We start from the raw sequence: 11,816 nt of genomic DNA on the forward strand, positions 1-11,816 counted from the left end.
ATTTATTAAGAACAGTAAACACAACACAAACACATTCAAGTGTCTTGTATTCGAATCAATGTTTACATTGATTCACCATTGAGTCCGGCAAACACGTAATAAGAACTAACCCTTCTTGTTACAACCAAAAACCTTGGTTGTTTACCATACATAAAGACCTCTTCGGGTTGTATGGTTAAGTGACTAAGCGTACACGGTGGATGCCTTGGCAGTCAGAGGCGATGAAGGACGTATTAACTTGCGATAAGCCCAGATTAGGTAGTAAAAACCTTTTGAGTCTGGGATTTCCGAATGGGGAAACCCACTTACATAAGTAAGTATCTTGTTGTGAATACATAGCAACAAGAGGCAAACCGGGGGAACTGAAACATCTAAGTACCCCGAGGAAGAGAAATCAACCGAGATTCCGAAAGTAGCGGCGAGCGAAATTGGATTAGCCCTTAAGCTTTTAATGATGCAGGTGAAGGCTCTGGAAAGTGCCGCAATAAAGGGTGATAGCCCCGTAACCGACACATCATAATCAGTGAAATCGAGTAGGGCGGGACACGTGATATCCTGTCTGAATATGGGGGGACCATCCTCCAAGGCTAAATACTACTGACTGACCGATAGTGAACCAGTACCGTGAGGGAAAGGCGAAAAGAACCCCTGTGAGGGGAGTGAAATAGAACCTGAAACCGTGTACGTACAAGCAGTAGGAGCACCTTCGTGGTGTGACTGCGTACCTTTTGTATAATGGGTCAGCGACTTATATTCAGTGGCAAGGTTAACCGTTTAGGGGAGCCGTAGGGAAACCGAGTCTTAACTGGGCGTTCAGTCTCTGGATATAGACCCGAAACCAGGTGATCTAGCCATGGGCAGGTTGAAGGTTGAGTAACATCAACTGGAGGACCGAACCGACTAATGTTGAAAAATTAGCGGATGACTTGTGGCTAGGGGTGAAAGGCCAATCAAACCTGGAGATAGCTGGTTCTCCCCGAAAGCTATTTAGGTAGCGCCTCGGACGAATACTACTGGGGGTAGAGCACTGTTAAGGCTAGGGGGTCATCCCGACTTACCAACCCTTTGCAAACTCCGAATACCAGTAAGTACTATCCGGGAGACACACGGCGGGTGCTAACGTCCGTCGTGGAGAGGGAAACAACCCAGACCGCCAGCTAAGGTCCCAAAGTATAGCTAAGTGGGAAACGATGTGGGAAGGCTCAGACAGCCAGGATGTTGGCTTAGAAGCAGCCATCATTTAAAGAAAGCGTAATAGCTCACTGGTCGAGTCGGCCTGCGCGGAAGATGTAACGGGGCTAAGCTATACACCGAAGCTGCGGCTGCACACTTTAGTGTGCGGGGTAGGGGAGCGTTCTGTAAGCCGTTGAAGGTGGTCTGTAAGGGCTGCTGGAGGTATCAGAAGTGCGAATGCTGACATGAGTAACGATAAAGGGAGTGAAAAACTCCCTCGCCGGAAGACCAAGGGTTCCTGTCCAACGTTAATCGGGGCAGGGTAAGTCGACCCCTAAGGCGAGGCCGAAAGGCGTAGTCGATGGGAAACGGGTTAATATTCCCGTACTTCTTACAATTGCGATGGGGGGACGGAGAAGGCTAGGTGGGCCTGGCGACGGTTGTCCAGGTTCAAGTACGTAGGCGGAAGGTTTAGGTAAATCCGGACTTTCTTAACGCTGAGATACGATGTCGAGCCACTACGGTGGTGAAGTCATTGATGCCATGCTTCCAGGAAAAGCCTCTAAGCTTCAGATTGTAAGGAATCGTACCCCAAACCGACACAGGTGGTCGGGTAGAGAATACCAAGGCGCTTGAGAGAACTCGGGTGAAGGAACTAGGCAAAATGGTACCGTAACTTCGGGAGAAGGTACGCTCTTATCGGTGAAGTCCCTCGCGGATGGAGCTGACGAGAGTCGCAGATACCAGGTGGCTGCAACTGTTTATTAAAAACACAGCACTGTGCAAAATCGTAAGATGACGTATACGGTGTGACGCCTGCCCGGTGCCGGAAGGTTAATTGATGGGGTTAGACTTCGGTCGAAGCTCTTGATCGAAGCCCCGGTAAACGGCGGCCGTAACTATAACGGTCCTAAGGTAGCGAAATTCCTTGTCGGGTAAGTTCCGACCTGCACGAATGGCGTAATGATGGCCACGCTGTCTCCACCCGAGACTCAGTGAAATTGAAATCGCTGTGAAGATGCAGTGTACCCGCGGCTAGACGGAAAGACCCCGTGAACCTTTACTACAGCTTGGCACTGAACATTGACCCTACATGTGTAGGATAGGTGGGAGACTTTGAAACCGCGTCGCTAGATGTGGTGGAGTCGTCCTTGAAATACCACCCTTGTAGTGTTGATGTTCTAACGTTGGTCCCTGAATCGGGATTACGGACAGTGCCTGGTGGGTAGTTTGACTGGGGCGGTCTCCTCCCAAAGAGTAACGGAGGAGCACGAAGGTGGGCTAATCACGGTTGGACATCGTGAGGTTAGTGCAATGGCATAAGCCCGCTTGACTGCGAGAATGACAATTCGAGCAGGTGCGAAAGCAGGTCATAGTGATCCGGTGGTTCTGAATGGAAGGGCCATCGCTCAACGGATAAAAGGTACTCCGGGGATAACAGGCTGATACCGCCCAAGAGTTCATATCGACGGCGGTGTTTGGCACCTCGATGTCGGCTCATCACATCCTGGGGCTGAAGTCGGTCCCAAGGGTATGGCTGTTCGCCATTTAAAGTGGTACGCGAGCTGGGTTTAGAACGTCGTGAGACAGTTCGGTCCCTATCTGCCGTGGGCGTTGGAAGATTGAAGGGGGCTGCTCCTAGTACGAGAGGACCGGAGTGGACGAACCTCTGGTGTTCGGGTTGTCATGCCAATGGCATTGCCCGGTAGCTAAGTTCGGAATCGATAACCGCTGAAAGCATCTAAGCGGGAAGCGAGCCCTGAGATGAGTCTTCCCTGGCGCTTTAAGCGTCCTAAAGGGTTGTTCAAGACTAGAACGTTGATAGGCAGGGTGTGTAAGCGCTGTGAGGCGTTGAGCTAACCTGTACTAATTGCCCGTGAGGCTTAACCATACAACACCCAAGGGGTTTTGATGGACTCAAGACATACAAACGCTTGAATGAGTTTGAAGAGAACAAGAAACAGCTTTCCAGATTACTTTTCTGAAAGAAAATCAGAGAAGAAAGAATTTGCTTGGCGACCATAGCGTTGTGGACCCACCTGATTCCATGCCGAACTCAGAAGTGAAACGCAATAGCGCCGATGGTAGTGTGGGGCTTCCCCATGTGAGAGTAGGACATCGCCAGGCTTTAATTTCGACTTGTCTCGATGAGACGAGTCAACATAGGATTTTAAGTAAAAAACTTAGAGTTTTATGTTGACTTACAGAGTCAATCGCGTATTATACGCATCCGCTTCAACGCTAAGGCGTTGATAGCAAAGCTCTTTAACAATTTAAACCTATCAATCTGTGTGGGCACTCGTTGATGAATATCACTAAGTTTGTTTTCGCTTTTAAAAGCAAAGGCAAACAGATTCTTCGGAATCAAAATGATTTCAATGAACTGAGTGACCAATTAAGACTTCGGTCTTAGCACAGTCAATTCACTATCGTTAGATAGAATCAGTATTCATTGAGTCGACAAAATCTTAAATTGAAGAGTTTGATCATGGCTCAGATTGAACGCTGGCGGCAGGCCTAACACATGCAAGTCGAGCGGAAACGAGTTATCTGAACCTTCGGGGAACGATAACGGCGTCGAGCGGCGGACGGGTGAGTAATGCCTAGGAAATTGCCTTGATGTGGGGGATAACCATTGGAAACGATGGCTAATACCGCATGATGCCTACGGGCCAAAGAGGGGGACCTTCGGGCCTCTCGCGTCAAGATATGCCTAGGTGGGATTAGCTAGTTGGTGAGGTAATGGCTCACCAAGGCGACGATCCCTAGCTGGTCTGAGAGGATGATCAGCCACACTGGAACTGAGACACGGTCCAGACTCCTACGGGAGGCAGCAGTGGGGAATATTGCACAATGGGCGCAAGCCTGATGCAGCCATGCCGCGTGTATGAAGAAGGCCTTCGGGTTGTAAAGTACTTTCAGCAGTGAGGAAGGGGGTGTCGTTAATAGCGGCATTTCTTGACGTTAGCTGCAGAAGAAGCACCGGCTAACTCCGTGCCAGCAGCCGCGGTAATACGGAGGGTGCGAGCGTTAATCGGAATTACTGGGCGTAAAGCGCATGCAGGTGGTTTGTTAAGTCAGATGTGAAAGCCCGGGGCTCAACCTCGGAACTGCATTTGAAACTGGCAAACTAGAGTACTGTAGAGGGGGGTAGAATTTCAGGTGTAGCGGTGAAATGCGTAGAGATCTGAAGGAATACCAGTGGCGAAGGCGGCCCCCTGGACAGATACTGACACTCAGATGCGAAAGCGTGGGGAGCAAACAGGATTAGATACCCTGGTAGTCCACGCCGTAAACGATGTCTACTTGGAGGTTGTGGCCTTGAGCCGTGGCTTTCGGAGCTAACGCGTTAAGTAGACCGCCTGGGGAGTACGGTCGCAAGATTAAAACTCAAATGAATTGACGGGGGCCCGCACAAGCGGTGGAGCATGTGGTTTAATTCGATGCAACGCGAAGAACCTTACCTACTCTTGACATCCAGAGAACTTTCCAGAGATGGATTGGTGCCTTCGGGAACTCTGAGACAGGTGCTGCATGGCTGTCGTCAGCTCGTGTTGTGAAATGTTGGGTTAAGTCCCGCAACGAGCGCAACCCTTATCCTTGTTTGCCAGCGAGTCATGTCGGGAACTCCAGGGAGACTGCCGGTGATAAACCGGAGGAAGGTGGGGACGACGTCAAGTCATCATGGCCCTTACGAGTAGGGCTACACACGTGCTACAATGGCGCATACAGAGGGCAGCCAACTCGCGAGAGTGAGCGAATCCCAAAAAGTGCGTCGTAGTCCGGATTGGAGTCTGCAACTCGACTCCATGAAGTCGGAATCGCTAGTAATCGTAGATCAGAATGCTACGGTGAATACGTTCCCGGGCCTTGTACACACCGCCCGTCACACCATGGGAGTGGGCTGCAAAAGAAGTGGGTAGTTTAACCTTCGGGAGGACGCTCACCACTTTGTGGTTCATGACTGGGGTGAAGTCGTAACAAGGTAGCCCTAGGGGAACCTGGGGCTGGATCACCTCCTTATACGAAGATATTCACGATAAGTGTCCACACAGATTGATACGGTTTAGAAAGTTAAGAGACGATATTGGGTCTGTAGCTCAGCTGGTTAGAGCGCTCGCCTGATAAGCGGGAGGTCGGTGGTTCAAGTCCACTCAGACCCACCACTATCTTTTCCCAGAGATAGCGGTCAATATCGATTTCGTTGGGGCTATAGCTCAGCTGGGAGAGCGCCTGCCTTGCACGCAGGAGGTCAGCAGTTCGATCCTGCTTAGCTCCACCATCTTTAAGCGCATTAGCGATAGTGCTTTTAAACATGGTTTCATTAAGAAATCTGCTCTTTAACAATTTGGAAAGCTGACTGATTTAAATAACAAAGTTATTTAAATCAAATTAAAAGTTCTCAATGTTTATCTGTTCTTATTTATTAAGAACAGTAAACACAACACAAACACATTCAAGTGTCTTGTATTCGAATCAATGTTTACATTGATTCACCATTGAGTCCGGCAAACACGTAATAAGAACTAACCCTTCTTGTTACAACCAAAAACCTTGGTTGTTTACCATACATAAAGACCTCTTCGGGTTGTATGGTTAAGTGACTAAGCGTACACGGTGGATGCCTTGGCAGTCAGAGGCGATGAAGGACGTATTAACTTGCGATAAGCCCAGATTAGGTAGTAAAAACCTTTTGAGTCTGGGATTTCCGAATGGGGAAACCCACTTACATAAGTAAGTATCTTGTTGTGAATACATAGCAACAAGAGGCAAACCGGGGGAACTGAAACATCTAAGTACCCCGAGGAAGAGAAATCAACCGAGATTCCGAAAGTAGCGGCGAGCGAAATTGGATTAGCCCTTAAGCTTTTAATGATGCAGGTGAAGGCTCTGGAAAGTGCCGCAATAAAGGGTGATAGCCCCGTAACCGACACATCATAATCAGTGAAATCGAGTAGGGCGGGACACGTGATATCCTGTCTGAATATGGGGGGACCATCCTCCAAGGCTAAATACTACTGACTGACCGATAGTGAACCAGTACCGTGAGGGAAAGGCGAAAAGAACCCCTGTGAGGGGAGTGAAATAGAACCTGAAACCGTGTACGTACAAGCAGTAGGAGCACCTTCGTGGTGTGACTGCGTACCTTTTGTATAATGGGTCAGCGACTTATATTCAGTGGCAAGGTTAACCGTTTAGGGGAGCCGTAGGGAAACCGAGTCTTAACTGGGCGTTCAGTCTCTGGATATAGACCCGAAACCAGGTGATCTAGCCATGGGCAGGTTGAAGGTTGAGTAACATCAACTGGAGGACCGAACCGACTAATGTTGAAAAATTAGCGGATGACTTGTGGCTAGGGGTGAAAGGCCAATCAAACCTGGAGATAGCTGGTTCTCCCCGAAAGCTATTTAGGTAGCGCCTCGGACGAATACTACTGGGGGTAGAGCACTGTTAAGGCTAGGGGGTCATCCCGACTTACCAACCCTTTGCAAACTCCGAATACCAGTAAGTACTATCCGGGAGACACACGGCGGGTGCTAACGTCCGTCGTGGAGAGGGAAACAACCCAGACCGCCAGCTAAGGTCCCAAAGTATAGCTAAGTGGGAAACGATGTGGGAAGGCTCAGACAGCCAGGATGTTGGCTTAGAAGCAGCCATCATTTAAAGAAAGCGTAATAGCTCACTGGTCGAGTCGGCCTGCGCGGAAGATGTAACGGGGCTAAGCTATACACCGAAGCTGCGGCTGCACACTTTAGTGTGCGGGGTAGGGGAGCGTTCTGTAAGCCGTTGAAGGTGGTCTGTAAGGGCTGCTGGAGGTATCAGAAGTGCGAATGCTGACATGAGTAACGATAAAGGGAGTGAAAAACTCCCTCGCCGGAAGACCAAGGGTTCCTGTCCAACGTTAATCGGGGCAGGGTAAGTCGACCCCTAAGGCGAGGCCGAAAGGCGTAGTCGATGGGAAACGGGTTAATATTCCCGTACTTCTTACAATTGCGATGGGGGGACGGAGAAGGCTAGGTGGGCCTGGCGACGGTTGTCCAGGTTCAAGTACGTAGGCGGAAGGTTTAGGTAAATCCGGACTTTCTTAACGCTGAGATACGATGTCGAGCCACTACGGTGGTGAAGTCATTGATGCCATGCTTCCAGGAAAAGCCTCTAAGCTTCAGATTGTAAGGAATCGTACCCCAAACCGACACAGGTGGTCGGGTAGAGAATACCAAGGCGCTTGAGAGAACTCGGGTGAAGGAACTAGGCAAAATGGTACCGTAACTTCGGGAGAAGGTACGCTCTTATCGGTGAAGTCCCTCGCGGATGGAGCTGACGAGAGTCGCAGATACCAGGTGGCTGCAACTGTTTATTAAAAACACAGCACTGTGCAAAATCGTAAGATGACGTATACGGTGTGACGCCTGCCCGGTGCCGGAAGGTTAATTGATGGGGTTAGACTTCGGTCGAAGCTCTTGATCGAAGCCCCGGTAAACGGCGGCCGTAACTATAACGGTCCTAAGGTAGCGAAATTCCTTGTCGGGTAAGTTCCGACCTGCACGAATGGCGTAATGATGGCCACGCTGTCTCCACCCGAGACTCAGTGAAATTGAAATCGCTGTGAAGATGCAGTGTACCCGCGGCTAGACGGAAAGACCCCGTGAACCTTTACTACAGCTTGGCACTGAACATTGACCCTACATGTGTAGGATAGGTGGGAGACTTTGAAACCGCGTCGCTAGATGTGGTGGAGTCGTCCTTGAAATACCACCCTTGTAGTGTTGATGTTCTAACGTTGGTCCCTGAATCGGGATTACGGACAGTGCCTGGTGGGTAGTTTGACTGGGGCGGTCTCCTCCCAAAGAGTAACGGAGGAGCACGAAGGTGGGCTAATCACGGTTGGACATCGTGAGGTTAGTGCAATGGCATAAGCCCGCTTGACTGCGAGAATGACAATTCGAGCAGGTGCGAAAGCAGGTCATAGTGATCCGGTGGTTCTGAATGGAAGGGCCATCGCTCAACGGATAAAAGGTACTCCGGGGATAACAGGCTGATACCGCCCAAGAGTTCATATCGACGGCGGTGTTTGGCACCTCGATGTCGGCTCATCACATCCTGGGGCTGAAGTCGGTCCCAAGGGTATGGCTGTTCGCCATTTAAAGTGGTACGCGAGCTGGGTTTAGAACGTCGTGAGACAGTTCGGTCCCTATCTGCCGTGGGCGTTGGAAGATTGAAGGGGGCTGCTCCTAGTACGAGAGGACCGGAGTGGACGAACCTCTGGTGTTCGGGTTGTCATGCCAATGGCATTGCCCGGTAGCTAAGTTCGGAATCGATAACCGCTGAAAGCATCTAAGCGGGAAGCGAGCCCTGAGATGAGTCTTCCCTGGCGCTTTAAGCGTCCTAAAGGGTTGTTCAAGACTAGAACGTTGATAGGCAGGGTGTGTAAGCGCTGTGAGGCGTTGAGCTAACCTGTACTAATTGCCCGTGAGGCTTAACCATACAACACCCAAGGGGTTTTGATGGACTCAAGATATACAAACGCTTGAATGAGTTTGAAGAGAACAAGAAACAGCTTTCCAGATTACTTTTCTGAAAGAAAATCAGAGAAGAAAGAATTTGCTTGGCGACCATAGCGTTGTGGACCCACCTGATTCCATGCCGAACTCAGAAGTGAAACGCAATAGCGCCGATGGTAGTGTGGGGCTTCCCCATGTGAGAGTAGGACATCGCCAGGCTTTAAATTATGGACACTTGCTTAAAGCAAGTAAGCCACTGCGGAGTGGTAGTTCAGTTGGTTAGAATACCGGCCTGTCACGCCGGGGGTCGCGGGTTCGAGTCCCGTCCACTCCGCCACTTATTCGAGAGCCTCGCCCAGTGTGAGGTTTTTTCGAATCTACAGTATTGAAATTTTAGGGGTGTAGCTCCAATTGGCAGAGCAGCGGATTCCAAATCCGCGTGTTGGGAGTTCGAATCTCTCCACCCCTGCCATATCCAAGGCTCTAGTCGAAAGACTGGGGCTTTTTCATAGCTATCGTTCAATAAATTCAAACTACCCATACAACACTTCCCCATTTCCCTATTCAACGATTCCTCTATACTTTCCCAACCTGTTTTTCGGTTCATACCAATCGTAGTAAATAATTGCCCACCCTAGCTTGCTAAAATGCTCGATAACTGCGTTAGAATTTTTGATTGTAGAATAACTACTTATCGAAAAATTCTGCCTTGTTCTCAAGCCTTTTTCCTGCGCTATTTTTGATCACCTATTTACTGTGATTGGTATCATATCAGGTCGGATACTCTTATCGCTTGGTAGGGAACACGATCACGTTATCTTGTATCGATTCTGGTTGTTTCTGTAGATCCCACTCTTCGTGATCTGTACTCATCTCTATGGGCATAGGCGCATCGGACATAGCCCGCTTAAGTTCACGTATACGCTCAGAGACATCCTTAATCTGTTTCTCATCGTAATCACAGTAGTTTCTTAACCAATGGAACAGCATCTGATTCGCAGGATAGATCATGTCCTTAAACCCTTTATACTGTCTCAGCATGCTGTTCATGTCAGCATCAAAGCACATCACTTGCTCGGTATCAGGCAAGCACCCAGAATTTTCAGCAGTATCCTTAAAGAACCAGGCTATCTCGTTTATATGCGACTGCATGCTTCTGTCCGAGCGACTAAAGAAGCGGTATTCGCTGTTTGCGGCCAAGAAGTTATTCAGAATAGGCTCAAAGGTATCATTATTCATGATCATCAGATCTTCACCGAAGTACTGAACCAAGTTAGCTATGCGCTCAATGAAGTCGGTTAGAAACCGTTGGTATTCACCCTTCTTAAGATCAACGAAGGTCATCACATACCGCGTATCTTTCTCAATAGCGAAGATGATGGGTTTACGTTGAACTCGGACTACATGCACCAACCACTCACAGAGCTCTTTTGGAGTACTGCCATCATTTTCTTTCAAGTAATCAGTATCATCAGCTATTAACTTGCATGGAGCAGGGGCTATTGGTGAGAACTCTCTTCCTTTTCGAGTCACGGTGAAGAAATCACTAGCTGCTTTAGTACAGTTGAAAATTAACATGATTCTCTGTTTTAGTTTCTTAATTTGTTCCAGATTAAAGACCATTTGAATAAATGCAACTACAGACAATGTGTAAATGACTTTGGAGCATGAATTTTGTTAGTAGTATCTGGTATCACGTTTGTCGCTGACATCGTTAATTACATCTAACGATAAACGACCTCACAATCTACGAAAGCTTAGTTTGGACTGGAGGGGAAGATTTTGATAGCAACGGTATAGAGGCTACTTAGGAGCAGCCTCTATGTAGGGTCGGAGTGTTATTTGTTTAACTCTTTTTCTGCGAGTTTAGCTTTCTCAATCATTGGTGTAATCGTTGAGCCTTGAATTAAGATTGAGAACACCACAACTGAGTATGTCATGACTAGAATGATCTCTTTTACATCAATCAGTTTGTCTTCGATGACCCAGATACCTGATGGGATAGATAGAGCCATTGCAAGTGCTAAGCCACCACGTAATCCACCCCACGTGAGGATGTTAACTGAGCACGGGTTATAGCTTCTAAAGCGCTTAAAGCCAATGTATGATAAAAATACACTGAGGTAACGCGCTCCTAGTACTAACGGTACAGAGAAAGCCATTAAGATCCAGTCTTCTTTATGGAATTCAAAAAGCAGCATCGACATACCGATCAGTAGGAATAGCACGCCATTTAGAAACTCATCGATGAGCTCCCAGAAGTGGTCTAAGTGATCTTCACTCTCTTTTGAGAATCCGATAAAGCGTGTCCAGTTGCCAATCATAATACCTGATACGACCATAGCTAATGGGCCCGATACATGAAGCACTTCTGCAAACGCGTATCCGGCGGTTGGGATACCAATCGTTAGTAACAACTCCATAGAGTGATCGTCGGTATTGCTGATTAAGTAGTGGAATATAAGCCCCAATACGAAACCATAAACAATCCCACCAATCGCTTCTTGAATAAATAGCATCGTTACGCTGCCCACTGTTGGAGCTTCGCTACCAAATGCGATAGTAAACAGAGTGACAAAGATAACCAGACCGAAACCATCATTGAACAGTGACTCACCTTCAATTTGGGTTGAAATACGTTTTGGGGCATTGAGTTTCTTAACAATCGCTAAGACTGCAATCGGGTCAGTCGGAGAGATAAGAGATCCAAACAGTAAGCAGTAGATAAGATCAAACTGAATGCCGATAACTTGGCAAAATCCGTAAAGCGCAAACCCAATGAAAAAAGTCGAAAATAGAGTCGCTCCTAACGCGAGCACAGTAATTTCCCATTTCTGATCTTTGAGGTTAGGGAGTTTAATCCCTAGCCCACCTGCAAATAGTAGGAAACCTAAAATCCCTTTGAGTAGAAAATCTTCGAAGTTGATACTCGCCACTGTCTCTGAAGCGATTTCAGACAGCTGAAACCAATCGTTTTGACCAGCAATCAGGATAATTAGTGAAAGCATCATCGAACCAGCAGTAATAGCGATTGTGGTTTGCATCTTTCCTATCTTGCTGTTTACAAACGCTATCAACATAGCGGCTGCAGATAAAAAGCAAAGTGTGTAGTAGACCGACATTGGATTTCCGATATGTAAC

Annotated in this window: 2 protein-coding genes, 4 tRNA genes and 5 rRNA genes; 9 read left to right on the forward strand and 2 right to left on the reverse strand. The window is 48.1% G+C overall.

The window, feature by feature from the left end:
• Positions 1-173: 173 nt before the first annotated feature.
• The 9 genes from vsple_RS01550 to vsple_RS01590 all read left to right on the forward strand — a co-directional run bounded on the left by vsple_RS01550 (position 174) and on the right by vsple_RS01590 (position 9,147).
• Positions 174-3,064 (forward strand): 23S ribosomal RNA (locus vsple_RS01550).
• Positions 3,065-3,184: 120 nt separating this feature from the next.
• Positions 3,185-3,300 (forward strand): 5S ribosomal RNA (rrf, locus tag vsple_RS01555).
• 343 nt (positions 3,301-3,643) lie between these two features.
• A 16S ribosomal RNA gene (locus vsple_RS01560) occupies positions 3,644-5,196 on the forward strand.
• A 66-nt stretch (positions 5,197-5,262) separates the two neighbouring features.
• Positions 5,263-5,339 (forward strand) — tRNA-Ile (locus vsple_RS01565).
• A gap of 40 nt (positions 5,340-5,379) precedes the next feature.
• Positions 5,380-5,455 (forward strand) — tRNA-Ala (locus tag vsple_RS01570).
• 312 nt (positions 5,456-5,767) lie between these two features.
• Positions 5,768-8,658: ribosomal RNA gene (locus tag vsple_RS01575) — 23S ribosomal RNA — on the forward strand.
• A gap of 120 nt (positions 8,659-8,778) precedes the next feature.
• Positions 8,779-8,894, forward strand: a 5S ribosomal RNA gene (gene rrf, locus vsple_RS01580).
• The 16S, 23S and 5S rRNA genes sit together here with 4 tRNA genes alongside, the layout of an rRNA operon.
• Before the next feature lie 41 nt (positions 8,895-8,935).
• A tRNA-Asp gene (locus tag vsple_RS01585) sits at positions 8,936-9,012 on the forward strand.
• A 58-nt stretch (positions 9,013-9,070) separates the two neighbouring features.
• A tRNA-Trp gene (locus vsple_RS01590) sits at positions 9,071-9,147 on the forward strand.
• A 314-nt stretch (positions 9,148-9,461) separates the two neighbouring features.
• Here vsple_RS01590 and vsple_RS01595 read toward each other — a convergent pair.
• Together vsple_RS01595 and vsple_RS01600 are read right to left on the reverse strand one after the other, a co-directional pair.
• On the reverse strand, positions 9,462-10,253 hold the full coding sequence (locus vsple_RS01595) for a DUF6933 domain-containing protein (RefSeq protein ID WP_261882485.1): 792 nt from the start codon (positions 10,251-10,253) through the stop codon (positions 9,462-9,464).
• A 260-nt stretch (positions 10,254-10,513) separates the two neighbouring features.
• On the reverse strand, positions 10,514-11,797 hold the full coding sequence (locus vsple_RS01600; RefSeq protein ID WP_255231575.1) for a cation:proton antiporter: 1,284 nt from the start codon (positions 11,795-11,797) through the stop codon (positions 10,514-10,516).
• Positions 11,798-11,816 lie beyond the last annotated feature (19 nt).

Origin of the sequence: Vibrio pelagius, assembly GCF_024347575.1 — a bacterium.
Classification (GTDB): Bacteria; Pseudomonadota; Gammaproteobacteria; order Enterobacterales; family Vibrionaceae; genus Vibrio; species Vibrio pelagius.